The sequence below is a fragment of the Gallalistipes aquisgranensis genome (assembly GCF_014982715.1).
Taxonomy (GTDB): Bacteria; Bacteroidota; Bacteroidia; order Bacteroidales; family Rikenellaceae; genus Gallalistipes; species Gallalistipes aquisgranensis.
The window spans coordinates 180,004-205,980 of record NZ_JADCJY010000001.1; the positions used below are offsets into that span (position 1 = coordinate 180,004).

Below are 25,977 nucleotides of genomic sequence, written 5' to 3' on the forward strand. Positions count from 1 at the left end.
ACGAAGGGAGTGAACGAAACAGACGGAAATTATGAAAAAGGAAGATTTGATCGGCCGCATCGCCGACACTTCGCAGGTGTGGGACATGGCGGTCGTGGGCGGTGGCGCCACGGGACTCGGGATCGCGCTCGACGCCGCCCTGCGCGGCTTCAGCGTGGTGCTGTTCGAACAGAGCGATTTCTCCAAAGGCACGTCGAGCCGGAGCACGAAACTGGTGCACGGCGGGGTACGATATCTGGAGAAAGGAGACGTGGGGCTGGTGATGGAGGCGCTCCGCGAACGGGGACTGCTGCTGCGCAACGCGCCCCATCTGGTGAAGGACCAGTCGTTCGTGATTCCCAACTACCGGCTTTGGGACAACGTGCTCTATACGGCGGGACTGACCTTTTACGACCTGCTGGCCGGACGGCTCGGATTCGGCCGTTCGCGTTACCTGTCGCGCCGCCGGACGCTCGAAATGCTTCCCGCGATCCGGGCCGAAGGGCTCCGGGGCGGCGTACTCTACCACGACGGGCAGTTCGACGATTCCCGGCTGGCGGTCAACCTGATGCAGTCCTGCATCGCCGAAGGGGCGGTTCCGGTCAACTACATGAAGGTGACGGGGCTGATCCACGACGTGCGGGGCCGGGCGGCGGGCGTGCAGGTGACCGATCTGGAGACGGGTGCCTCCTATTCCGTGCGTTCGACGGTGGTGGTCAACGCCGCCGGGGTCTTCGTGGACGACGTCGTGAGGATGGACGATCCCGGGGCCGATCCTCTGGTGCGTCCCAGCCAGGGGGTGCATCTGGTGCTCGACCGCTCCTTCCTGGAGAGTGAATCGGCGCTGATGATCCCGAAGACCTCGGACGGGCGGGTGCTTTTCGCCGTACCGTGGCACGGCAAGGTGGTGGTGGGTACGACCGATGTGCTGCGTGAGAGGCCGGAGTTGGAACCCCGTCCGCTGGAGCAGGAGATTGCCTTCATCCTGAAGACTGCCGGTCTCTACATGGCCCGTAAACCGGACCGTTCGGACGTGCGGTCCGTTTTCGCCGGGCAGCGTCCGCTGGCGGCCCCGAAAAAGGCCGGACAGAGCACGAAGGAGATTTCGCGGCGGCATAAGATCATCGTTTCGGAAAACCGGCTGATCACCGTGACGGGCGGCAAGTGGACCACCTACCGCCGCATGGCGCAGGATACGGTGGACCGGGTCATCGGACTGGGCCTGCTGCCCCGGCGTCCCTGTACGACCGCCTCCTACCATATCCACGGCTACCGTCCCTCGCCCGATCCGGGCAACCACCTCTGCATCTACGGTTCGGACATGCCTGCCGTGCAGGAGTTGATGCTTTCGGCTCCGGAAATGGCGGTTCCGCTCTCCCCCGACTATCCTTATACGGCCGCGGAGGCTGTGTGGGCCGTGCGGCACGAGATGGCCCGCACCGTGGAGGACGTTCTCGCCCGCCGGGTGAGGCTGCTGTTCCTCGATGCGCGGGCCGCCGTGGAGGCGGCTCCGGCCGTGGCGCATATCGTGGCCGGGGAGCTGGGATACGGGCGGCAGTGGGAGGAGCGGCAGGTGAAGGCCTTTGCCGGGCTGGCTTCCGGATACGAACTCGCGTGAGGCCGCCGGACTGCGGGACCGGCCGGACTGCGGACTGCGGCGGCGGAGCGGCGGAAAATCCGGGAAGACCTTTTTCCTTCCGGTGCTGGACATTCCTGCCGGCAGGAATCCCTGCGAGGCCAAACGGACTATTTTTACCTGCTTTCGGGGCATAATTACCGGGTCGGAAGCGTTTCGTTTCTCCGATCTAACGTTTATATTTGCAGAATAACAATTGATTGCCGTTATGAAAAGGGTCCTCCTGTTTATTGTCGCGTTGGCGATATGCTTCCAGGCCGGAGCGGAACGCAAGAAAGTGGGTGTCGTGCTCAGCGGCGGCGGGGCGAAGGGCGTGGCGCACATCGGCGTGCTGAAAGTGCTCGAAGAGGCGGGTATCCCGATCGACTATATCGCGGGAACCAGCATGGGGGCCATCGTGGGCGGCCTGTACGCCATCGGGTACAGCGTGGAGGAGCTCGACAGCATGGTGCGCACCCAGAACTGGACGGCCCTGCTGACGGACAAGGTGGCCCGCTCCCACCGGCTCTTCCCCGAACGGGAGATGGCCGACCGCTACATCGTGTCGGTTCCCCTTTCGCGCGACCATAAGATCAAGGTTCCGGCCGGTTTCCTGGCCGGGCAGAACGTCTATAACCTGCTTTCGGAACTGACGGTGGGGTATCACGACTCCGTTTCGTTCGACCGGCTGCCGATTCCGTTCGCCTGCGTGACCTACGATATGGTGGACGGCCGGGAGGTAGTCGTGCGCGAGGGAAACCTGCCGCTGGCGATCCGAGCCAGCATGTCGATTCCGGGAGCGTTTGCTCCGGTGGAGGTGGACAGCATGGTGCTGGTGGACGGCGGGGTCATCAACAATTTTCCGGTGGACGTGGTGCGTGACATGGGGGCTGAGGTGGTGATCGGTGTCGATCTGGCTTCGGGCATGAAGAAGGCGGGGGAGCTCAAGTCGGTCATGGACATCGTGGACCAGTTCACCTCGATCATCGGCGAACCGGCCTACGAGGCCAACCTTAAAAGCACCGATCTCTATATCCATCCGGACATCCATCCCTACTCGGCGGCCAGCTTCAATACGGAGGCGATCGACACGCTGATCCGGCGGGGCGAGGAGCGGGCCCGGGAGCAGTGGGACCAGATCGTGGCCCTGCGCGACAGGATCGGTCTGACCGAAAAGGAGTGGTACGAACACGAGACGGTCGATTACGCTCTGCGTTCGGACAGTATCCGGATCGGCCGTATCCGGATCGAGGGGCTCAGCCCCCAGGACGAGAAAATCCTGAGGCGCACGCTGACCCTGAAGGAGAACAGCGTGGTCGGCACGAAGGATATCCAGCAGGAGGTGAGTACCCTTCAGGGGTCGGGAGCCTTCTCCAACATTACCTACCAACTGAACGGGAAGCCTCCCTACGAGTTCACGCTTTTCCTGAGCGAGAAGTCGCGCAATTCGCTCAATCTGGGCATCCGGTTCGATTCGGAGGAGATGGCGGCGATCCTGCTCAACACCACGCTCGGCCCGCGGACGCTGAAGGGCTCTACGTTCGAGTTGACGGGGCGTCTGAGCAAGAATCCCTATATCCGGGTCGATTACAGCATAGGCAACACCTTCATGGGGCAGATGGGGCTTTCCTACATGTTCAAATACAACAACCTCGACATCTACGAGCAGGGGCGCAAGCGCAACAACGTCACCTTCGGCCAGCATCAGGCCGACCTGAGCGTGACGGGAATCCGGGTGCGGAACATGAAGTTCACGGCCGGTCTGCGCTTCGACTATTTCGATTACCACAATTTCCTTTTCTCGCGCGAGGGAGAGCAGATGACCGTCAAACCGGAAGGGCTGGTGAGTTACTACCTGTCGGGCCTGCTGGAGACGATCGACAACTATTATTATCCCGTCCGGGGGCTCTCGCTGCGTCTGCGCTACGGGCTCTATACCGATAATTTCGCCACCTACAAGGGCGGGTCTCCCTTCAGTGCCGTGGACCTCGGATTCCGCTGGGCGCTCTCCCCCTCCCGCAGGGTCACGTTCATTCCGGCGCTCTACGGGCGGGTACTGATCGGACCGCAGGCCGCCTATCCCATGTGGAACTGCATGGGCGGTGATGTGGCCGGGCGCTACCTCTCGCAGCAGATACCTTTCATCGGGGTGCAGCACTTCGAACTGGCCGACAATTCGCTGGTGGTGGCGAGGCTCGATTTCCGGGTGCGGCTCTGGAGGCGGCACTACGTCTCCCTGTTGGGGAATTACGGGAAACAGAGCCACGATTTCGGAGATATTTTCTCGGGCGAAGACCTGATCGGGTGCGGATTCGCCTATTCGTTCAACAGTCCGATCGGCCCGATCGGTTTTATGGTAGACTATTCGAACGTGGACAAGAAGGCCGGGCTCTATTTCAATCTGGGACGTTATTTCTGACGGTGTGCGGCGCGCGTGCGGATTCCGGAGAGAATTTTGCCTGTATTGGCGGAACGCCGTGCCTTGACGGTATGGGAAAGAAATTCACGACATATTGCTTGTATCCGGCTTTGCTGGCCGTGACGTGGGGTGCTGCCGCGGCTGCGGTCGCTGCGGTTTTCGTGCCGTGGGTGCGGCCCGTTCCCGGCCGGGACTGGGTGCCGCTGCTGGGACTGGCGCTTCCGGCGGTTCTGACTCTCTGTGCGGTTCTGGCGCTCGTGTGGAGCGTGATGCGTCGCCGGTGGGCGCTGCTTCCCCTGATCGGGTTGCTGGCCAACTGGCACTACCTGGCGGCGATGGTACAGGTTCCCCTTTTCCAGCGGCGGGTCGCCGGTCCGCCCGATTTGACCGTGGCCAGTTACAACGTCTTCGGTTTCCACAAAGAAGGCGTCCGCCCGACGGCCGGGAATGTCGCGCGGGAGATGGAGGCGAGGGGCGTGGATGTCCTCTGTCTCCAGGAATCGTGCGGGGGAGCTGCGTACGGGCCGGACAGCATCGCCGCCGCATTCCGCTATCTGCCGTACCGTTATCCGCCTTCGGGAACGCCCTGCGAGGGGGTGACCCTCTTCAGCCGCTATCCGGTGCTGGCCGCGGGAATGATCCGTTTCCCGGACACCGACAACCGTTCCATGTGGGCCGATGTGCTGGTGGGGGACGATACGGTGCGCATGTTCAATAACCACCTGCAAACGAGTGGCATCAGCAGGCGGCAGGACGATCTGCGCAGGCAGCGGGAGCTGGGCAGCGTGACGGGACAGACCCGTGTGGTGGTGTCGATGACCGGAGAGCTGCGCAGGAATTTCGGGATACGGGCCCGACAGGCCGAGACCGTCCGCGGGATGATCGACACGACCCGGATACCCGTGATCGTGTGCGGTGATTTCAACGATACTCCGGCTTCGTACACCTACCGGGTCATGCTGGGCGGACTGACCGACGGATTCCGCCAGGCCGGTTCGGGCTACGGCGACACTTTCCGCCAGATGCGCCGGATACTCCGTATCGACTACGTTTTCTATTCCGATGCTTTCCGCAGTGTGCGCTATTATTCCCCGTCGCTGCCGTGGAGCGACCACGACCCGGTGGTGGCGGAACTCCGGTTCGTCTCCCGGTACCGGGAGTGATGCGGTTTTCCGGAAAACGGGTAGGGGAAGCCCGAATCCGGAGTCTGTCTTCGGGTATGAGAATGGTCCGCATATCCGGTTTTTGCGGAGATAGGGGGTGGAAGATATCAGCTTTTTTACTATTATTGCAGAGATAACGATTATGTCGAATCCGAAAGAAAGAAACGTATGAAGAGGATGCTTTTGCCGCTGCTTATGGGTGGTCTGATCTTTTCGATGGAATTACAGGGACAGAATATGGAAACGATTCAACTGGAAAGCCCCGACCTGACGCGGGGCAAAAATGTCATGCAGGCGCTGTCCGAGCGTCGCTCCACCCGGGAATTTTCGTCGCGGATGCTCTCGATGCGCGATCTGTCCGACCTGCTTTGGGCGGCCAACGGCGTCAACCGTCCGGCTACGGGAGGCCGTACGGCTCCGTCGGCGATGAACCGGCAGGATGTGGCCGTGTACGTCTGCATGAAAGAGGGAAGCTATCGGTACGACGCACGGCAGAACCGGTTGGTTCCTCTTTCGGCGGGCGACGTGCGTCCGGTGGAGGCTCCCGTCTGCCTCGTCCTCGTGGCTGACGACGGACAGACGTGGAATGCGCTCGATGCGGGAATCGTCTCCCAGAACATTTCGCTCTTCTGCGCTGGGGTGGGGTTGGCGACCGTTCCGCGTGCCACGATGGACAAGGAGCAGTTGAAAAAGGCGCTGAAACTCGGTGACCGGCAGACCCCGTTCCTGAATCATCCCGTGGGGTATTTCAAGGAGTAGGCGGCGACGGAGGGTCCCGCCGGGTTCTCAAAAAAGGAAATCACCCCTGCCGGAGATGGTGCCGACAGGGGTGAAACCGTAAGAAAACGGATTCGGCGGATCGTATCATCCCGTGTCCGTTGTCCGGCAGCGCGGGCTCCCGGTGTGTCTGAAATCCGCCGGAAGTTCTTTCCCGGCCGCGTAGCCTGCGGGTGCCGGGGCGTCAGTCGGTACTGACTGCCGTGGTCACTTCGATGTTGCCGCGTGTGGCGTTGGAGTAGGGGCAGATATGGTGGGCCTGTTCGGCCAGTTTTTCCGCCTCGTCCTTCGTGATCCCGGGAACATAAACGTCGAGTTTTACGGCCAGCATGAAGCCGCCGCTGTCGTTCTTGCCGATGCTCACCGACGCGGTCACCGATGTGGTGCCCGTTTTGACGCGGGCGAGCCGCACGGCCAGGTTCAGCGCCCCGTTGTAGCAGGCGGCATAGCCCGCCGCGAAAAGCTGTTCGGGATTCGTGAAGCGTCCCCCTTGTCCGCCCATGGCGCCCGGGGTGTGCAGATCGAGGTCGAGCACTCCGTCCGAAGTGCTCACGTGGCCGTCCCGGCCTCCGGTGGCCGTGGCCACCGCCGTGTAGATTGCTTCCATGATGTTTTGTTTTTTATGTTTCCCTGCCGTTCGGAAGGAAGTTCCTATTCGATCGGTTCGGCTTTGTAGCCCGACTGCCGGACGGTTTCGACGATCGTTTCCGTCGGTACGTCGGCGGTTACGGTCAGTATTTTATCCCCCGAGTCAAGGTTGACCGACCACTGGCCGGGTTCCATGATCCGGTTGAGGTGTTCTCCGATCCGGGCGACGCATCCGCCGCATTTGGCGTTGGTTTTGAATTTCTTGGCGTTCATATCGTTTTTCTGTTTAGAATTTTTTCCATTTGAGCCGCAGGCTGTTCATCACCACGGAGACGGAGCTGAAGGCCATCGCCGCGCTGGCGAGCATCGGGTTGAGCAGCACGCCCCACAGGGGAAAGAGCACGCCGGCCGCTACGGGAATCCCGATCACGTTGTAGATGAAGGCCCAGAAGAGGTTCTGGCGGATTAGCCGTACCGTGCTTTTCGAGAGCGTGTAGGCCTTGGGCAGCAGCACGAGGTCGGAGTTCATCAGCGTGACCATCGCCACTTCCATTGCAATATCCGTACCTTTTCCCATCGCCACGCTCACGTCGGCCCGGGCCAGCGCCTGCGAGTCGTTGATGCCGTCGCCGACCATCGCTACCACCTTGCCCTCCTGTTGCAGACGGCGGATGTACTCCTCCTTGTCCGAGGGGAGCACTTCGGCCTGGTAGTGGTCAATCCCCACCTCGCCCGCGATCCATGCGGCGGCGTACTTGTTGTCGCCGGTGAGCATGTGCACCTCGATGCGGAGCTTGCGCAGGGCGGCCACGGCCTCGAAGGAGGTGGGCTTCACCCGGTCGCTCACGGCTCCCAGGGCGATCAGCCGGTCGCCCGTCCCGAAGAAGACGGTGCTTGCTCCCTGCATCTGGAACCGTTCGATGTGGGTCGAGGTCTCGGGCGAAGGGGTTACGCCGTAGGTCTCCAGCATCCGGTTGCTGCCGATCCAGTAGCGCAGGCCCTCGTGTTCGAAGACGATTCCCTGTCCCGTGACGCTCTCGAAAGAGCGGATGCCGGCGTTCGTGGCTCCGTTTTCGAGCAGATACTCCGCGACGGCCCCGCCCAGCGGGTGTTCCGATTTGAGTTCGGCCGTATAGACCAGGTCGCGGTAGCGGGCGATCCGTTCGGGGTCCTCTTCGAGCCATATCCACCGCGTGACCGAGGGGTGTCCTTCGGTGAGCGTTCCCGTCTTGTCGAGTACTACGGCCGTGACGTTACAGAGCTGTTCGAGGGCGGCGGCGTCCTTGATGAGTATCTGGTGTTCGGCTCCCTTGCCGATGCCTACCATAAGGGCGGTCGGCGTGGCCAGCCCCAATGCGCAGGGGCAGGCGATCACCAGCACCGAGACGGCCGAGAGCACGGCGTAGGAGATGTCCTCCCAGCCCCCGATCGCCAGCCACAGCACGAGGGTGAGCAGGGCGATCGCCAGCACCGAGGGGACGAACACCGAGGCGATCCGGTCGGCGATCCGCTGCACGGGGGCCTTGCTGCCCTGAGCCTGCTGCACCAGGGCGATGATGCGGGCCAGCACCGTGTCGGCGCCCACTTTGACCGCCTCCATGGTGAACGATCCGCGCTGGTTGATCGTGCCGGCCAGCACGCTCGCTCCCGGTTTCTTGCCCACGGGCATCGGTTCGCCGCTGATCATGCTTTCGTCCACGAACGAACTCCCTTCGCGCAGGATGCCGTCCACGGGAATTTTTTCGCCCGGGCGCACGCTCACGATGTCGCCGGGACGCAGCGCGGCGATCGGCAGTTCCGTCTCCTGTCCGTCCCGGACGACGCGGGCCGTGGGCGGCTGCAGGCCCATCAATTTGCGGATGGCCGTGGAGGTGTTGCCTTTGGCCCGCTCCTCCATCAGCTTGCCCAGCAGGACGAAGGCGATGATGACGCAGGCGGCTTCGTAGTAGACGTGGGGTTCCAGCCCGCGAAGGTACCAGAATTGGGGAAACAGCGTGTTGAAAAGGCTGAACAGAAAGGCGATCGCCGTGCTCAGCGCCACCAGCGTGTCCATGTTGGCGCTTCCGTGCAGGGCCTGCCGCCATCCGTTCACGTAGAATGTCCGTCCGAAGACGAAGACCACCGGCAGCGACAGCGCGAGCATGATCCAGGTGCCGCCCGGAATGTCCATGAAAAACATGGCGAGCACCAGTACGGGCAGCGAAAAGAGCCATGCCCCCAGCGTGGAGCGTTTCAGGGCGAGGTAGTGTTGCCGCTGGGCCTCTTCCTGCCGGCGCACGGGGTCGTCCGTCTCGACGATCAGATCGTAGCCGATGGCCTGCACGGCTTCGCGCATCTTCGCGGGGGTGATCCGGTCGGGATCGAACGTGACCTGGAGCGTTCCGGCCGCGAAATTTACCGAAGCGGACGTTACGCCCGGAAGTTCCCGCACGAGGTTCTCCACGTTCATGGCGCAGACGGCGCAACTCATATCCAGAACGGGATAATTCTTCGTAATTTGTTGTCCCATAGTATTTAATCTCTTTTCACCGACAGGTCTTACTGCATAAACAGTACCTAAAGGTACACAATTCCGGATGAAATTGAAAAGCAAAAAGCGGCATTCTTTCGGAATGCCGCCTGAAAACAATGCCGGAACGGGTCCGGATCACTCCTCCACGGAGAATTTGTAGATGCACCGGCTGGTGAACGTCTCCCCGGGCCGGAGCACGGAGGAGGGCCACTGCGGCTTGTTGGCGCTGTCGGGGAATTTCTGCGATTCGAGACAAGCGGCGCAGTAGCGGTTGTAGACGATCCCCTTTTTGCCCGTCACCGTGCCGTTGAGGGAGCCTCCGGCATAGAATTGCAGGGCCGGTTCGGTGGTATAGACATCGAGCCGGATACCGCTGTGGGGCGAGTACATCGAGGCGCAGGGCCGGCCGGCATCGCCCGGGGCGTTCAGGGCCCAGGTCTGGTCGTAACCGCCGCCGTAACGCAGCTGGTCGTTCTCCTCGCCCATCCGTGCTCCGATGGCGGCCGGCGTGCGGAAGTCCATCGGGGTGCCCTCCACCGGAACCAGCTCGCCCGTGGTGAGGCAGGTGCTGTCGATCGGGGCGAAACGGTCGGCGTCGATCCACACCACATATTCCGTGTTGAGGCGGTTCGGGTCGCCGTCCAGGTTGAAGAAGGAGTGGTTGGTCATGTTGACGATCGTGGTCTTGTCCGTCGTTCCCTCGTAGAGGATGTCCACCGCGTTGTCATCGGTAAGGGTGTAGGTCACCGTCACGTCGAAATTGCCGGGATAGCCGCACTCGCCGTCTGCCGCACGGTAGCTGAAGGCCACCTGCGAAGGGCTTTTCTGCACGGCGTCGAAGACGCGCGTATGGAAGCCGTCCGGTCCGGAGTGCATGCTGTGTCCGTTGTTGTTGACCGGGAATTCGTACTCCTTCCCGTCGATGACGGCCTTCCCGTGGGCGATACGGCCTGCGTAGCGGCCGATCGAGGCACCCATGTTGTTGCGGGCGGCCAGATAGGCCCCGATCGAATCGAAGCCGAGCACCACGTCCTTCATGTCGCCCTTGCGGTCGGGCACCCACACCGAGACGATGCGGGCTCCGTAGTTGCTCAGGCACACCTCCATGCCGGCGGCGTTTTTGAGGATATAGAGGTCGGTGGGCTTGCCGTCCACCACGGTGCGGAATTTGGCCCGGTCGAGCCCGGATTCGGAGATTTCCGCCTCTCTGTTTCCCGCACAGGAGACGGCGAGGGCCGCACAGAGGATCGCGGCGGCCGGCAGGATACGCTTCATTTTGTCTGTTGGTTTTAGGGTTGTCCGCCCAAAAGTACGCATATTTTCGTGTAAAAACAATCGGATATTGTTCCTAACGGAAAAAATGCTACCTTTGCAACCCTTTTCCCGGGACAGCGGGTGAATCCGATAAATGTAAACATTACTATGAAATTCAGTTACAGGCAGATATGGCAGATCGCCTATCCCATTCTGCTCAGTTTGCTCATGGAGAACATGATCAACCTGACCGACACCGTGTTCCTGGGACACGTGGGGGAGGTGGAACTGGGTGCCTCGGCGCTGGCCGGGGTGTACTACCTGGCGATTTTCATGCTGGCGTTCGGGTTCAGCGTGGGGGTGCAGATTCTGATCGGACGGCGCAACGGCGAGCGGCGCTATGCCGAGATCGGCTCCATTTTCCGGCAGGGGACCGTTTTCCTGCTGGCGCTGGCGGCGGTGCTCTTTTCCGTTTCGCAGTGGGCCACGCCTTATCTTCTGCGGCTGTTCATTCAGTCGGACGCTGTTTATGCGGCCACTGAAAAGTATATGGAGTGGCGGGTCTACGGCTTTTTCTTCTCGTTCGCGGCGGTCATGTTCCGGGCCTTTTTCGTGGGGATCACCCGGACCCGGGTGTTGACGGTCAACTCGATCGTCATGGTGCTTTCGAACGTGGTGCTCAACTACGTGCTGATTTTCGGAAAGTGCGGATTCCCGGAGCTGGGGATCGCCGGGGCGGCCATCGCCTCGTCGGTGGCCGAAGCCGTGTCGGTGATCTTTTTCGTGATCTACGTCCGCACGAAGGTCGATCGGGCCAAGTACGGGTTTTCGCTGCGCGGACGCTTCGAACCCGGCCTGCTGCGGCACGTGCTGGGAGTGTCGGTCTGGACGATGATCCAGTCGTTCGTCTCCATCAGTACGTGGTTCCTCTTTTTCCTGGCCGTGGAGCACCTGGGCGAACGGCCGCTGGCCGTCACCAACATGGTGCGCAGCATTTCGTCGCTGATGTTCATCGTGGTCAACGCCTTCGCATCGACCACCAGTTCGCTGGTGAGCAACCTGATGGGGGCCGGGCAGGCGCGGTACGTCCCCGGGACTTGTGCGTGTACCATTCGCATGTGCTATATGCTCGTGCTGCCGATCATGCTGCTCATCATGCTTTTCCCGCAGACCGTCCTGCGGCTCTATACGGACAGCGGACCTCTGATCGGGGCTTCCGTGCCGGCATTGCTGGTGATGGCTTCTTCCTATCTGGTGAGCGTTCCCTGCTTCATCCTGTTCAATGCCGTTTCCGGCACGGGCAATACCCGTTCGGCGCTGGGCATGGAACTGGTCGCGCTGGCCGTCTATGCGGCCTATGTGGTGTGGGTCATTCTCTGTCTGCGGGCCGACGTGGCCGTCTGCTGGACCACCGAGCATGTCTATGCCGTGGTGATGCTTTCCCTGTGCTGGCTCTATCTGAAACGGGGGCGCTGGCGCACCAAGCGCATATAGGAGCGGTTCCCTTTCCCGGATTCCTCTGCGGGCCGAGGCTGGAACCTGTGGAGAGCGGCCCCGTTTCTTCCGGCGTATCCTATTCCACTTCCGGAACTTCGATCAGCAGGATGCGGGCGTCGCCGACGGCGTAGATTTCGAACGAATCCGTTCCGCTGATCCCGAGCCCGTCGCGGTGCGAGAGATCGGTGCCCGCTATGTTCGCCTCTCCTTCGATCAGGAAGGCATAGACCCCGTAGCTGTCTCCCGATTTCATCGTATAGACCGTTCGGGTGTCCCGGTCCATCTCGGCCAGCGAGAACCATGCCTGCTGGTGAATCCACAGTCCATGTCCGTCGCCGGGATAGGGCGAGACGACGGTGCATATCTCCCCGCGGCGCACAAGGCCGGCGACGGCGGCATTCTCGTACCGCGGCGAAAGGTTCCGTCGGTCGGGAATGACCCATATCTGGAGCAGTTCGGCGGGCGTGTCTCCCTTTTCGGCGTATTCGCTGTGATGGATGCCCGTACCGGCCGTCATCACCTGTATCTCGCCCGGGCGGATGGCCGAGGCGTGTCCCATGCTGTCCTCGTGTTCCAGCGTGCCGTGCAGGGGGACCGTGACGATCTCCATGTCGCGGTGGGGGTGCATGCCGAATCCCGTGCCGGGAGCCACCACGTCGTCGTTCAGTACGCGCAGCGCCCCGAAATTGACCCGGGCGGGATCGTAGTAGTTGGCGAAGCTGAACGTGTGGTAGGTTTGCAGCCAGCCGTGGTCGAAGTGGCCGCGCGTGGCGGCTTTGTGCAGGATTGTTTCCATCGTGTGATTCCGTTTTTTACGGAGTACCGGCAAATTGCCTGCCGGAATCGCTTCTCCTTATCCGAGGGTTTCGAAATAACGGTCGAGCAGCCGGGGCACCGCCCGTTCGCCGGGACCGGGTCCCTCGGTGAGAACGAAGGCGCGGAGCGGAGCGGGCAGCTCCTTTCCTGGAATCTCCAGCCGCCATACGCAGGCGTGGATCGTGCGGTGCGAGAGCTGATGCGGGGGCATCCGTGTCGCACCCAGCAGGCGGAACTCCTCCCGGCCGGGGAACCACTCCCCGAACCGGGGCGTGCGGATCACCTCGTCCCATCCGGCGGGGGAACCGGTTTCGATCAGGGGAAATTCGTAGAGACCGTTCCAGATGTCGCCGGCCCCGCGGCGGGAGAGGAGCGTGCGGCCTCTCCAGAGGATGTGAAGATAGTTGAAATAGCGCGGGATAGGGGTGCTTTTGGCGCGTTTGACGGGGCGTTCCCCGACCGTTCCCGCGGCCAGAGCCAGACAGCGGCCGGCGAGGGGACAGGCGATGCACTCCGGAGAGGAGGGAACACAGTGCAGGGCGCCGAACTCCATGAGGGCCTGGTTGTGCATTCCCGGCTGCCGGGGATCGAGCAGTTCGGCGGCCAGCGAGGCGAAAGCACGCCTGCCGCGGCCCTCGTCGACGGGAAGCGCCAGGTCGAAGAGCCGGGAGAGCACCCGGTAGACGTTGCCGTCCACCGTGGCGTGGGGCAGTCCGAATGCGATGGAGCAGATCGCCGCCGCCGTATAGTCGCCTACGCCCGGCAGGGCCCGCACTTCCGGGTAGGTGTGTGGAAACCGGCCCCCGTGTTCCCGGACGATCCGCCGGGCGGCGGCGTGCAGGTTCCGGGCCCGGCTGTAATAGCCGAGCCCCTGCCATAACCGGAGCACCTCGTCTTCGGGGGCGGCGGCCAGCGCGGCGGGATCGGGAAAACGGCCGGTGAAGCGCAGGTAATAGCCGAGCCCCTGTGCCACGCGGGTCTGCTGGAGAATCACCTCGGATATCCAGATGCGGTATGGGTCGCGGGTCTCTCGCCAGGGGAGTTCCCTGCGGTTGCGGCCGTACCACTCGACCAGCGTGGCGCTGATCTCCCGTAAGGAGGCGGCGGTGTCGGGGCAGACGGACATGGGCGCGGGTCAGGCCAGTTTGAGGCCGACGATGCCGGCGACGATGAGGAACGCGGAGAACAGACGCCAGAAGCCGGCCGGATCGCCGAAAGCGAAGATACCGATGAAGAGGGTCCCGACGGCTCCGATTCCCGTCCAGACGGCATAGGCCGTGCCGATCGGGATGGAGCGCTGGGCCAGGTAGAGGAACAGCCCGCTCAGGGCCATCGACACGACCGACAGGGCGATGAACGCCAGGTGTCCGCGGGAGGCGGTGCCGGCCAGTTTGAATCCCAGGGGCCATCCGATCTCGAAAAGGCCGCCCAATATGAGGTATATCCAACCCATGACAGGTAATTGTGAATGATCCGGAGGCAAAGATAGTAAAACCGGGGGAAATGGCGAAGTCGTGCGTTTTCTCCGCCGGCCCGGTTGTTTCTCTCCGGAAAAACGGTAATTTTGTTACCCGGGCGGACCGGCCGGTGTCCTGTGGGGTATGCGGCCGGTCCGGGACCCGGTCTTCCGCCGGTGCGGGAAAGACATGTAACCCTAAAACCCTTGAAAAAACTGACTCGAAGATGAAAATGGACAGACGAACGATGTTGAAGACGGCGGCGGCCCTTTCGCTGTGCGCCGCGATGCCTGGCTGTCTTTCTTCCGGAACGGGGAAACCACGGCGAAAGGCGAAAAGAAGCATTGAAACCGATATTCTGGTGGTGGGCGGAGGAACGGCCGGAGTGGTCGCCGCGCTGCAGGCGGCCTACGGAGGGTGCCGCACGGTGCTCGTCGAGGGCGGCAGTCAGCTGGGCGGTACGATGACTACGGGCGGGGTCGCTTTCCCCGGTCTTTTCCATGTGAACGGGAAACAGATCATCGGCGGTATCGGCTGGAATCTCGTGTGCGAGACTGTGGCCATGAACGACGACACGCTGCCCGATTTCTCGGTTCCCTACGGCAAAAGCCATTGGCTGCACCAGGTGGCCTTCAATCCCTTCCTGTATGCGGCACTGGCCGAGGAGAAGTGCCTGGCGGCCGGTATCGGGCTGCGTTACTACGAGTGGCCGGTGTCGGTGGAGAAGAGCTCCGGCGGCTGGACGGTGAGGACGTTCGGCAAGGGAGAGGAGTACGAAATCCGCTGCCGGCAGCTGGTGGACTGTACGGGCGATGCGGCGGTGACGGCATTGGCCGGGTTCGCCCGCCTGCGGGAGGAGGAGACCCAGCCGGGGTCGATTCTCTTCCGTTTCTGCGGTTACGATCCCGAAAAGCTCGATTACGATCTGCTGGGGGCCCGCTACCGGGCGGCCGTGGCCGACGGGACGCTGGAGCGGGGCGACGTGTACAGCGATATCCGCCTGTTGCTCGACAAGCGGAACGGACTGGCCTCGTCGCACGTGCTGGGCGCCGACTCATCCACGTCCGAGGCCCACACGGCCGCCAATATCGCCGGAAAGGCTTCCGTATTGCGGATACTGCGTTTCCTGCGGACGCTGCCCGGATGCGAGAAGGCGCGGATCGAAAGCATGCAGCCGGAGACGGCCGTGCGCGAAACCTACCGGATCGACGGCTGCTACTGCATCACCTGCGAGGATTACGCCGAAGGACGCCGTTTCGACGATGCCGTATGCTATTCCTATTATCCGATCGACCTGCACGATGCCCACGGGGTGAAACCCCGTCACCTGGAAGAGGGGGTGGTGCCGACCGTTCCCCTGCGGGCGCTGATTCCTGCGGGCAGCCGGGACCTGGTCGTGGCGGGACGCTGCGTGAGCAGCGACCGGCTGGCCAATTCGGCGCTGCGGGTACAGGCGTCCTGCATGGGGATGGGGCAGGCGGCGGGAGCGGCTGCCGTGCTGGCCTGCCGGCAGGGGGCGACTCCCGGTGAGGTTCCCGTGGAGGATATTCGGGCGCTGATCCGCGAATACGGCGGTATTGTGCCCTGATCGGCATTCCGTTTGTTTCGTGCGGATGTCCTGCGGGACGGATTTTTGCGGCGGAATACGCCGAATGTGGATATATTTTGTTAATTTCGTATTCGAAAGGGCGGGGATGCCGAAAACCGCATTATAGAGTAGGTGTTTAAAAATAAACAAGGTGTTATGAACTATTTTCTCGACGCGGTAAAAAACAACTATGTGAATTTTTCGGGCCGCCTGGGTATCAAGGGTTATTGGATGTTCGTGCTGTTCTATGTGATTTTCGCCATCGTGGCTCAGATCGTTTCGCTGATCCCGCATCTGGGTTTCATCTATCCTCTTTATGGCCTGGCGCTGCTGCTGCCGTCGCTGGCCGCCGGGGTGCGCCGCCTGCAGGATACGGGAAAGCCGTGGCCGTGGATTTTGATCGGTCTCATTCCGCTGATCGGCTGGATATGGCTCATCATCCTGCTCTGCAAACCGAGCCAGGAAGGTGACAACCAGTACGGTCCGATGCCTGCCGAGAGATAGTCCCTCGCGGAGACAAAAAAACAGCCGGAGAAAAATCTCCGGCTGTTTTTTCGTCTCCGCTTCCCTACTGCGGAAGGCCCAGCAGGGCGGCCATCTTTTTCGGCAGGTCGGTGTTTTCCATGATGGTGCTGAAGTTGCGGGCTCCGGCGCCGTAGGCGTAAACCGGAACCATTACGCCGGTGTGGCCCTTCGTGCTGAACAGGTGCTGTATGCCCGATTCTCCCAGTGTGAAGTCGCTTTTGTTGGAGGGGATGGTCAGTCCGCCCGTTTCATGGTCGGCCGTCACCACCACCAGCGTGCCCGGGTTGCGGTCTGCGAAATCGAATGCCACGGCGATCGCCTTGTCGAAATCGAGCGTTTCGGAGATGACCACCTCCGCATCGTTCGCGTGGCCTCCGGAGTCGATCTGGGAGCCTTCCACCATGAGGAAGAAGCCCTTCGGGCTGTTGTTTTTCAGAATCGACAGGGCCTGGGCCGTCGCTTCGGGCAGGTAGTCGCCACGGCCTTCGGTCATCTTTTTCATGTGGCCCGGCGCCAGCAGGCCGGCCAGTTTGCCCGAATTCACGTTTTTCACTTCGTCGAGCGTGTAGGCGATTTCGTATCCCTGTTTGCGCAGCCGGTCGGTCAGGTCGATGCCGTCCTTGCGCTGCTCGAACCGGTTGCGTCCCCCGCCGATGAACAGGTCCACCCCGCTCGAGGCGATGTCGGAGGCGATCTCTTCGGCCATCTTGCGGCTCGGCTGGTGGGACATGAAGGCGGCAGGCGTGGCGTCGGTGATGTCTTTGGTCACGACGATGCCCGTTGCGAGACCTTTTTTACGGGCGCGCTCCGCGATGTTTTCCACGGGCTTCTTGTCCGTGTCCACACCGATGGCTCCGTTGTAGGTCTTGTGTCCGGTGGCCATGGCGGTGCCCGAGGCGGCCGAGTCGGTCACTCGGTTGTTGGCCGAATAGGTCTTCGACAGGCCGATGTATTGGGCCCGTTCGAAGGCGAGCGGACGTTCCGCCCGCAGCATGGCGGAATAGGTCTGGGTGAGGCCCATGCCGTCGCCGATCATGAAGATGATGTTTTTGACGGGGGGCTCCTGCGCCGATGCCCCGCTCTGGAAAAAGACCAGCAGCAGGAACAGCAGCATGGTACGGATGGTCAGATTGCGCATGGTTTTGGAGGTTTTCGTGATATTTTTTCGTTTGTCCTGTCAAAAGTATTCAAAAAAACAGGAAAAAGTATCCGGTGCGGTTGAAGTTTGTGTGAAGATTTCGCCCTCTCTTTTCCTGTTCCCCTTGTGCCGGTTGGGGTCCGGATGATGGAAAAAGGTTGAAAATTTTCCGGAAAAACCGTGTAAGCGGACGATTTTTCCCGGTGGGATGTTTCCGTTTCCCCGACATATATTAAATTTGCAACATGGGGGAGCGCATCTTTCCCCGACCCTGGAAAAATAGAGAACCTAACCCTGAAATTCAGATATGAGAAAATTCCTATTGTTGTGTGTGCTTGCCGTAAGTGTAGGTGAAGGGCTGGCGCAGGAGGGAGACCGGAGCCTGTCGCTCAACGGAACCTGGGAATACGGGCTGGCGCGCGAATATTCCGATACGACCCGGGTGCCGGGCATCGTGCTCGATCCGGCCAAGACGAGTGACAAGAAACTGTGGTACCGGAGGCGGGTGACCCTCCCGGAGGGCGAGTGGAGAAATGCCGTGCTCGAACTCAAGGGGGCCAGATTCCGTCCCGAGGTCTATGTGGACGGACAGTTGGTGTCGAGTCAGAACGGGGGTATGATCGCGTCGGTGCACCCTTTGAAATACAGGACCGTGAAGCCGGGCGCCACCGTGACGCTCGAAGTGGCTCTGGCGCCGCTGAGTGCCGTGCCGGCCGAAGACGCCTCTTTCATTCCGAAGGTGGACCAGTGGCGGAGCAACCGTTCTTCCTGTCTGTGGGACGACGTGGTGCTCCATTTCGATGCGGGGGCCCGCGTGACCCGGGCCGTTCCGTGGTTCGACCTTGACCGGAAGACGGTCCGTGTGAAATATGACGTGGAAGGGACGCGGGCCAATGCCCTGCACCTGGCCGTGTATGACCGGGCGGGGCGGGAGATGCTCTCCGCCGACGGGAAGGCGGCCGCGGGAAGCAATGAAATAACCTTCTCCTACGGCGGCATCCTGAAAGAGTGGACGCCCGACGAGCCGAACCTCTACACGATGGAGCTGACGCTCCGGAGGGGAACGAAGACGATCGACGTGCTGCGCCGGAATCTGGGCATCAAGGTCTTTTCCGCGAAGGACAAGCAGTTTTACCTGAACGGCAAGCCCTGCAAGGTGCGGGGCGGCACGGTGGTGTGGCACCGCTGGGTGCGCGATGCGGAGGGCCGCGACGTGGGGTTCGATACCACGTGGTTCCGCGACAACGTCGTGCTGCGCCTCAAGGAGCACGGGGCCAATCTGCTCCGGTTCCATCTGGGCGTTCCGCCCGAGAGACTGCTCGACCTGTGCGACCGCTACGGGTTGCTGGTGCAGTACGAATGGAATTTCTTCCACGGCATGCCGGCCAGCTACGAGAGTCTGATGGAGCAGTATCCCAAGTGGTTCGACCATGCGGCGGGACACCCTTCGGTCGCCCTCTACCACCCCTACAACGAGACGAACAAGGAGGAGCTGGAGACGGCCTGGAAAGCGCTCGACAAGATCGTGAAGGAGTATCCCCCGATGGTGATGGAGGACCGCGACGTGCTGCATCTGCACAAATACTGGTGGAGCCTGTTCGAGGATATCGGCTTGCACTACGACAGTGCCGACCAGTTCCGCAAGGCGATCATGGTGGACGAGTTCGGCGGAAACTACCTCGACGGGAACGGCAATCCGGGTGGTTATACCACACTCAAGGAGACTTTCCTGCGGTTTCTGGGGCGCGGCCACACGAAAGAGGAACGGCTCCGTTTGCAGGAGCTTTCCAACGGCAAGATCGCCGAATACTGGCGCAGGCTCGGCGCGGCGGGTGTGGCGCCTTTCACGATCGCCAGCAGCTGGGAGGACGGCAATACGTGGTTCATGGGCCGTCTTAGGGAAGAGAGACCCAAGCCGGTGTGGAATGCACTGACGGTGCTCTGGTCGCCGCGGGCCGTGAGCATGGATATATGGGACCGCGATTTCGTGCCGGAACAGACCGTGACGGTGCCGCTCCATTTCTTCAACGATACGGGAGCGGATGCCGGCATGAAGGCCGTGGTGACGGTGACGGACGCTTTCGGCAAGTGTTATTTCCGTCGGGAGATATCCCGCTGGGTGTCTCCCTGGTCGAAAGTGGTGGCGGATGTCCGGGTGAAGATGCCGGCGAAGCGGGGCGGCTATCTGCTGCGTACCGAACTGCTCAATCCGACGCCCGAAGTGAAATATCCGGTGGTTTCGGACTGGGATGTCCGGGTGCTGGAGGCTGTCGTTCCGGAGGCGGTGCGCAGGGCGACCGTGATGATTCCCGACGGGGAGAAGGAGCTTCGGGCTCTGGCCGAAGCGAAGGGGCTGAACGCCGTGTCGGAGCGGGCGGGGACCAGGCCCGATGCGATGATGCTTTCGCGGACGAGCTGGGAGAAGATCGCCGCCGGCGACGGAGAGCTCCGGAATGCGATCCGGAGTGCGATCGACAGCGGCGTTTCGGTGCTGCTGCTCGATGCGGGTGAACGTTACCTGGGGCCCGCCTATAACATAAAAGGCGACAATCTGGGCGATTTGCAGGGGGCGACCAAAGTGGCCGATCCCCGCGTGACGCGTTATGAACTGTTCGACGGCTTTTCGCTGACCTTCACCGAGACGGCCGAGCCCGAAAGCCATATCCAGCCCGATGCCAAGAGCGATGTCCTGTGGAACGGCATGCCGCACTCCTATACGTGGCTGTGGAACGGGCTGAAGGGGGGGCTGATCGTCCCGGCCGCCGACATGCAGGTACACGGGATGAACCGGGATGCGCTGCTCGAACAGTGGCGCAGCCGGGGCGCCGATCCCGAACGCATACGGGGCGAGAAGGGGTACTATGCCTACGAACTGGCCGGTTTCTACGAATATTCGGATTCCGCTTCCGACAAGATGTCCGAGAGCAAGCTGCGCGAACGGGTGGCCTTCCTGGTGGAAGATGCCCCGGCGCTGGCCATGACGATCGACCCGAAGGCCAAGATTAGGGTGACCGATCTGTGCGGGGAGTATCAGGCGTCGGCCGGCGGCATGGCCAAGAATTTCACCGTACTGGTCAATGCGGGCAAGAATCTGACCCGGACACCCGTTATACTGGTGGATTTCGGCGAGGGAAAAGGGCGGATGATCCTCTCCCAACTGCTGACTGCCGGGCGTCTGGCCGAAGGGTTCGGCGAACCGGAAGCGAACGGTATCCGCTACGACGAGGCCGCCGTGCAGATGACGCTGAACATGCTGGCCGAATTGCTGAAAAAATAGATGACTGACTATCTTAAAATAACTTATCGAATGAAAAGAATCGCGATCCATTTGTTGCTGCTGGTCTCCGTGCTGGGAGCATCTTCTTCGCAGGCCGACACGCGGCTGCTGACCCGGCTGGACATTCTGGACGCCTGGGAGAATAACTTCAACGCTTCGCACTGGCTGGAACAGGGCAATCTGCAGTCCGGCTGCCAGATGTACGGCGAGGAGGCGGTGACGATCACCTCGCTGCCTGCCGTGCTCGAAGGGGCCGACTGGATTCAGACGGCTTACGGGTCCAAAAGTTTCGTGAAATGGACGGAAGGTCCCGTGATCGCCTATTTCACGCTGAAACATGCGGCGGACGTCTATATTCTCCATAACGACGCCATCACGAACAAACCCGCATGGCTCGACGCCTATATCAAGGTACCCGGCCGCATGACCAACTCCTGCGGCGAGAGTTTTTCGCTCTACCGCCGCCGTGCGCTGGCCGGAGAGCGGGTGGCGCTCGGTCCCAACGGAAGCACCCGCGAGGGAATGTATATCGTGGCCCTGCAGCCCGTCGGGGAGTGGCCCGAGGTGAAACGGCCGGAGGGTCGCGTGTTCGACGTGACGGCGTTCGGGGCCAAAGGCGACGGACGGACGGTCAATACGAAGGCGATCCAGGCGGCCCTCGACAAATGCGCCGCATCGGGCGGCGGTACGGTGTGGGTCAACGGGGGCGTTTTCGTGACCGGCATGATCGAGCTGAAGGACAACACCACGCTGCGGGTGGAGGCCGGTTCGATCCTGCGGGGCTCCACCGAACTGGCCGACTATCCGGCCCGGCCGGTATCGACGCCCTATTTCCAGCCGAACGACACTACGGGCATCTACCAGTTGATCTTTTCCGAAAAGCGGAAGAACGTGGCCATCACGGGAGGCGGTATCATCGACGGTTATTCGATCGGCGAGGGATGGCCCTGGAAAGGACATTACAGCGTTTCGAAACGACCCTACCTGATCAGCATGTCGCAGGTGGCGGGGCTGACGGTCACCGACATCACGCTGGTGCGTCCCGCCCACTGGACGCAGCGCTACGAGTCGTGCAGGGACATGCGTATCGAGCGTATGCAGGTGCGCAGCTACACGGGAACGCACAACCAGGACGGTATCGACATCAGCAGTTGCCGGAACGTGCTGTTGCGTGATTACAGTGCCATTACGGGCGACGATGCCGTCTGCATGAAATCGCTCTCCGCTACGGGAAGCGACAATATCCGGATTGACGGGGTGCGGGTGCGTTACGCCAACTGCCACCTGGTGAAGATCGGAACCGAAACCCACAGCGACATCCGCAACGTGCACGTGAGCAACGTGGAGGGTTGGACGCGGTACAGCGTGGCGGTCGAATCGGCCGACGGTGCGCAGGTGGAGAACATCCTCTACGAGAATATCGTGCTGCACACCTGTTCCACGCCGCTCTTCATCCGGATGAGCAACCGGGGACGGACCTTCGAGGGAGGGCCGAAAGTGGCACCGGTGGGCATGATCCGCAACGTCACCATCCGCAATCTGCGCAATCCGGACATCGGTTACACCGAGCACAAGGGCGGCCGCGGACTGGGTACGATCATCGCGGGTATCCCCGGTCATCCGATCGAGAACATCACCATCGAGGACTGCGATCTCTACCTCTACGGGTCGATGCGCAATCCCGATCTGGTCTACGCCGACGTGCCGGAAGTGGAGAAGAAATATCCCGAGTTCGACAATTTCGGCGTGTGCCCCGCCTACGGGCTCTATATCCGCCATGTGAAGGGCATTACGCTCAAGAATGTGGATATCCGGTTCAAATACACCGATGTGCGCCCGGCCGTGGTGATGGATGACGCATCGGACTACAAGTTGGAGAACGTGACCGTGGAGACTTCTACCCGCACCGAGCCGAGCCCCCTGTGGGACAGGCAGCGCGGGAAGATCGTGTCGGAATAGCGTGCAGTGTGAAATTTGAAAATACCCTGGAAAAACAATGAAGAAAATAATGATGTTGATCGGCGCAGCGGCTGTGTGGCTGGGCCTTTTCCCTGCTGCGGTTTCCGCCGTGGCGCCCCAGCAGCCCACGGGCTCCGACAAGTTCCATAAGCCGAGCGAACTGTTCTCGGCCCGGGCCGACGGCCGGGCGCTGTTCGTGGAGCATTTCAAGGCGATCCACTATGTCAATTTCCCCGTTACGGGTCCGACCCGGATCGAGGCCGCTTTTGCGGGAGAGGTGAACGACTTCCGCATCAGCCCCATGATTCTCGGAATCGAGGGGACGCAGGCCGGCGGTACGGTCTCCTTCACGCTGCCCGGGCCGGGTTGGTACGTGCTGGAGGTGAACGGCAGGGAGAAGCTGATCCTGCTGGCCGATCCGGTGGAGACCGACGTGCCCCGGGTCGGAGATGCGGGTGTGATCTCCGTGCTGGATTACGTGAAGTCCGGTTCGGACGATACCTTGCAGACCGAGGCGCTGCAACGGGCGCTGGACGAGGCGTCCCGTACGGGGAAAACGCTCGTCTTTCCGCGGGGAGTGTACCGCACGGGGACCCTTACGGTGGGCAGCAACAGCCGTATCTACCTGGCCGAAGGGGCGCTGGTCAAGGGGTCGGAGAACCGGGAAGATTATCCTTCGGACGGGAACCGTCCCGAAGCCGACCACATCAACAACAAGGCGAACTATTCGGACAACGGCGAGTTCATGACCTTCAGCCGTCTGCTTCTGGTCGACAATGCCGAGAATGTGCGCATCTGGGGCCGGGGTATCATCGACGGCAGCGGTACGGTGATCCGGGCGCAGGGCAAGCCGGCCAATCTGATCCGTATCCGCAATTCGAAGGATGTGCTGATCGAAGGCGTGATCCTGCGCGACCCGGCCGCCTGGAACACCCATATCCTCCATTCGGAGCGGGTGACGGTGCGCGGGGTGAAGGTGCTCAACGACTTCGCCGTGCCCAATACGGACGGCTTCGATCCCGATGCCTCGCGCGACGTGCTGATCGAGAACTGTTTCGCCTACTGCAACGACGACAATATCGCCATCAAGACCACCAACAACATGGACCTGTTGCAGGATCTGGAGCGGGTGACGGTGCGCGGATGCGTCTTCATCACGCGCAAATCGTCGCTGAAGGTGGGGACCGAGACCAAGGCCGGCCGCATGAGCGACATCCTCTTCGAGGATAACGACGTGGTGGAATGCGACCGGGGCATGGCCCTTTACTGTTACGACGGGGCCGCCTTCGAGAATATCCGCTTCGTGAACAACCGCGTCGAACGCAATTTCCCCGACAACCAGCGCAAGGCGATCCATTTCCAGATTCTGAGCCGTTCGGGCAAGGGACATATCCGGAACGTGCTGTTCAAGGATTGCGCCTTCGACATCATGTTCCCGAAAGGGGCGTCGATGGCCGGTCTCGATGCGGAACACTGTATCGACGGGGTGACTTTCGACGGGGTGACCGTGGCGGGCAAACCCGTGCGCTCGCTCTCCGATCTGGGCATGGAGGAACCCCGTTTCGTGAAAAACATACGATTTAAATAGGATGCCGATGAAAAAGACGGTTTCGGCGTGTTTGGCGGTGCTGGCTGCCGCCGCGGTTTGTGCCTCGCCCTCCCGCACGCCATTGGAATGGGCCCGGCTGGTGGCCGACAACGTGGTGGACCGGGTGACTCCCGGGTTCGAATATGTGATGCAGGCCCCCTATCCCGACGTGGAGTTCATCGACTTCGGCATCAGTTGTGCGCCGGTGAAAGGAGTGGCCTACGGGCTCACCACGATGCACAGCCAGGCCGACCAGGAGCATACGTTCGCCGTGGGGCGTACGGCCGGGCTGAAGATATGGATCGACGACGAACTGGTGTTCGAGGGGCGGGGAGCCCGGGAGCTGCCGATCGTCTTCGACGAGCGGACCTACGAGCTGCCGGAGAGTTTCACCGTGCGGCTCGCTGCGGGAGACCACCGGGTACTGGTCAAGTCGGAATACATGGGCGACGGAAAATGGCTTTTCCTGCTTCAGGGACCCAATATGTCGCGGTATGCCGAAAAGGGGCAGAAGATCTCCTGTTCGCTGAAAAACTACGCTCCCAAGGTGACCCATGCCAACTGGCTGGTGCTGGGTACGTTCGAGGGGGATGTCGACACGCCCTGCCCGCCGGAGCGCGAGGACGGGTTTTACCGGGTGTACCGGAGCGGCGGCCGCCAGTTCGGATGGAACATCCCCCGGATCAATCTGCTGATCGACAACCGCGACGGCGGCAAGTTTTTCAGCTGGAGCTACCATGTGGGCGGATTCGTCTGGGCGTTGCAGCGGCTGGGAGCCGCGACGGGCGATCCGAAGTACGGCGATTATGCCGCCCGCTGGTGCGACTATGCGCTGGAGACGGTGCCGCTGGCCGAGTACCAGACCCGCGAGCTGCATGCCGTGCGTTCGATGAATTTCGGGCAGGCCGACCGTCCGATGCTCGACTACTATTCGGCTCCGGCCATGCCGTACGTGACGCGTCTGACGGCCGATCCCGATTTTGCGGAGAAAGAGGTCTACGAGGCCCGGGCCCGCAAGGTGGTGGAGTATCTGAAGCACCGTCAGTTCCGGATCGACGGCATCTTCGCCCGCACCTACACGCGGATACCCTCGATCTGGGTGGACGACATGTTCATGGGGCTGCCCTACCTGGTCTATTGGGCGAAATATACGGACGACCCGGCGGAACGCGAGGCCCTGCTGGACGATGCCTCGACGCAGGTGCTGACCTTCAACCGCTATCTTTTCGAACCCTCGGCGGGCCTCTACCGGCAGGCGTGCTATCCTTCGCGTCCGGAGGATAAGGTGCCTTTCTGGTCGCGGGGCAACGGCTGGGCTTTCTGGGCCACGAGCGAGGTGCTGGAGGCGCTGCCCCGGAACCACAAGAACTACAAGGCGATTCTTTCGATCTACCGGAAACACGCGCAGGGGCTGGTGCGCTGTCAGGACGGCGACGGTTTCTGGCGCAACGTGCTCGATATGGAGGGTTCGGTGCGCGAGTCGTCCGGCGCCGCCATCTTCACGATGAACCTGGCCCGGGGGATCAACAACGGTTGGCTCTCGCGTAAGGAGTACGGCCCTGCGGTGGAGAAGGCGTGGGCCGCGCTGACCACCTTCGTCGATGAAAACGGCGATTTCAACGGGGTGAAGGCCGGAACCAATTTCAGTACCGACCCGATGGATTACGAACGGGTGAAGTTCGTCAAGAGCGATACGCACGGCCTGCTGCCGTTCGTCTTCGCCTGTCTCCAGATGGACCGTTTCTATCGGGAGAGGAGATAGAGAACGGGCCCTTCCGGGTTCCGGACGACGGGAAGATCCGCAACGACGGGTCTTCCCGTCGCG

The 25,977-nt window shown here is 61.7% G+C and carries 19 protein-coding genes; 11 read left to right on the plus strand and 8 right to left on the minus strand.

Annotation, left to right across the window (positions count from 1 at the left end):
• The first annotated feature begins 31 nt into the window (after positions 1-31).
• The 4 genes from INF32_RS00605 (at position 32) to INF32_RS00620 (ending at position 5,935) form a co-directional block, all read left to right on the plus strand.
• Complete coding sequence (locus INF32_RS00605; RefSeq protein WP_226386478.1) at positions 32-1,597, plus strand: glycerol-3-phosphate dehydrogenase/oxidase; 1,566 nt, start codon at positions 32-34, stop codon at positions 1,595-1,597.
• A gap of 226 nt (positions 1,598-1,823) precedes the next feature.
• The gene (locus INF32_RS00610) at positions 1,824-4,013 is read left to right on the plus strand and encodes a patatin-like phospholipase family protein (RefSeq protein ID WP_226386479.1); all 2,190 of its coding nucleotides are present in this window, start codon (positions 1,824-1,826) and stop codon (positions 4,011-4,013) included.
• Between the two features lie 71 nt (positions 4,014-4,084).
• On the plus strand, positions 4,085-5,176 hold the full coding sequence (locus tag INF32_RS00615; protein WP_226386480.1) for an endonuclease/exonuclease/phosphatase family protein: 1,092 nt from the start codon (positions 4,085-4,087) through the stop codon (positions 5,174-5,176).
• A gap of 168 nt (positions 5,177-5,344) precedes the next feature.
• Entirely contained in the window at positions 5,345-5,935 is a 591-nt protein-coding gene (locus tag INF32_RS00620; protein WP_226386481.1) for a SagB/ThcOx family dehydrogenase, read from the plus strand.
• Positions 5,936-6,137: 202 nt separating this feature from the next.
• Here the strand turns inward: INF32_RS00620 and INF32_RS00625 are convergent, their stop codons facing one another.
• The 4 genes from INF32_RS00625 to INF32_RS00640 all read right to left on the minus strand — a co-directional run bounded on the left by INF32_RS00625 (position 6,138) and on the right by INF32_RS00640 (position 10,328).
• Positions 6,138-6,560 (minus strand): organic hydroperoxide resistance protein, encoded by a 423-nt coding sequence (locus INF32_RS00625; RefSeq protein WP_226386482.1) that lies wholly within the window; start codon positions 6,558-6,560, stop codon positions 6,138-6,140.
• 44 nt (positions 6,561-6,604) lie between these two features.
• Positions 6,605-6,814, minus strand: coding sequence for a heavy-metal-associated domain-containing protein (locus INF32_RS00630; protein WP_226386483.1), 210 nt, complete (start codon positions 6,812-6,814; stop codon positions 6,605-6,607).
• Between the two features lie 13 nt (positions 6,815-6,827).
• Complete coding sequence (locus INF32_RS00635; RefSeq protein WP_226386484.1) at positions 6,828-9,050, minus strand: heavy metal translocating P-type ATPase; 2,223 nt, start codon at positions 9,048-9,050, stop codon at positions 6,828-6,830.
• A 138-nt stretch (positions 9,051-9,188) separates the two neighbouring features.
• Entirely contained in the window at positions 9,189-10,328 is a 1,140-nt protein-coding gene (locus INF32_RS00640) for an aldose epimerase family protein (protein ID WP_226386485.1), read from the minus strand.
• Between the two features lie 141 nt (positions 10,329-10,469).
• Between INF32_RS00640 and INF32_RS00645 the strand changes: the two genes are divergently transcribed.
• The gene (locus tag INF32_RS00645) at positions 10,470-11,801 is read left to right on the plus strand and encodes an MATE family efflux transporter (protein ID WP_226388073.1); all 1,332 of its coding nucleotides are present in this window, start codon (positions 10,470-10,472) and stop codon (positions 11,799-11,801) included.
• A gap of 79 nt (positions 11,802-11,880) precedes the next feature.
• On the opposite strand, the gene INF32_RS00650 is transcribed toward INF32_RS00645, so the two are convergent.
• Genes INF32_RS00650 through INF32_RS00660 form a run of 3 tightly spaced genes read right to left on the minus strand, consistent with a single transcriptional unit; the run spans position 11,881 to position 14,073 of the window.
• Positions 11,881-12,600, minus strand: coding sequence for a pirin family protein (locus INF32_RS00650; RefSeq protein ID WP_226386486.1), 720 nt, complete (start codon positions 12,598-12,600; stop codon positions 11,881-11,883).
• 57 nt (positions 12,601-12,657) lie between these two features.
• A complete protein-coding gene (gene mutY, locus INF32_RS00655) occupies positions 12,658-13,746 on the minus strand; it encodes an A/G-specific adenine glycosylase (protein WP_226386487.1) in 1,089 nt (362 codons plus the stop codon).
• A gap of 9 nt (positions 13,747-13,755) precedes the next feature.
• Positions 13,756-14,073: a DMT family transporter gene (locus INF32_RS00660; RefSeq protein ID WP_226386488.1), complete on the minus strand. Its 318-nt coding sequence runs from the start codon at positions 14,071-14,073 to the stop codon at positions 13,756-13,758.
• 230 nt (positions 14,074-14,303) lie between these two features.
• Here INF32_RS00660 and INF32_RS00665 point away from each other — a divergent pair, with 230 nt between their 5' ends.
• Both INF32_RS00665 and INF32_RS00670 read left to right on the plus strand, forming a co-directional pair.
• A complete protein-coding gene (locus INF32_RS00665; RefSeq protein WP_226386489.1) occupies positions 14,304-15,665 on the plus strand; it encodes an FAD-dependent oxidoreductase in 1,362 nt (453 codons plus the stop codon).
• A gap of 156 nt (positions 15,666-15,821) precedes the next feature.
• Positions 15,822-16,169, plus strand: a complete 348-nt coding sequence (locus tag INF32_RS00670) for a DUF805 domain-containing protein (RefSeq protein ID WP_226386490.1) — start codon at positions 15,822-15,824, stop codon at positions 16,167-16,169.
• Between the two features lie 64 nt (positions 16,170-16,233).
• Here the strand turns inward: INF32_RS00670 and INF32_RS00675 are convergent, their stop codons facing one another.
• The gene (locus tag INF32_RS00675) at positions 16,234-17,328 is read right to left on the minus strand and encodes an alkaline phosphatase (protein ID WP_226386491.1); all 1,095 of its coding nucleotides are present in this window, start codon (positions 17,326-17,328) and stop codon (positions 16,234-16,236) included.
• A 307-nt stretch (positions 17,329-17,635) separates the two neighbouring features.
• On the opposite strand from INF32_RS00675, the gene INF32_RS00680 reads away from it, so the two are divergent.
• The 4 genes from INF32_RS00680 to INF32_RS00695 are packed head-to-tail and all read left to right on the plus strand — an operon-like array spanning position 17,636 to position 25,914.
• Positions 17,636-20,605 (plus strand): glycoside hydrolase family 2 protein, encoded by a 2,970-nt coding sequence (locus INF32_RS00680; RefSeq protein ID WP_226386492.1) that lies wholly within the window; start codon positions 17,636-17,638, stop codon positions 20,603-20,605.
• A gap of 30 nt (positions 20,606-20,635) precedes the next feature.
• On the plus strand, positions 20,636-22,564 hold the full coding sequence (locus INF32_RS00685; RefSeq protein ID WP_226386493.1) for a glycoside hydrolase family 28 protein: 1,929 nt from the start codon (positions 20,636-20,638) through the stop codon (positions 22,562-22,564).
• A 37-nt stretch (positions 22,565-22,601) separates the two neighbouring features.
• Positions 22,602-24,152 (plus strand): glycoside hydrolase family 28 protein, encoded by a 1,551-nt coding sequence (locus tag INF32_RS00690; protein WP_226386494.1) that lies wholly within the window; start codon positions 22,602-22,604, stop codon positions 24,150-24,152.
• Between the two features lie 7 nt (positions 24,153-24,159).
• A complete protein-coding gene (locus INF32_RS00695; protein WP_226386495.1) occupies positions 24,160-25,914 on the plus strand; it encodes a glycoside hydrolase family 88/105 protein in 1,755 nt (584 codons plus the stop codon).
• The last annotated feature ends 63 nt before the right edge of the window (positions 25,915-25,977 follow it).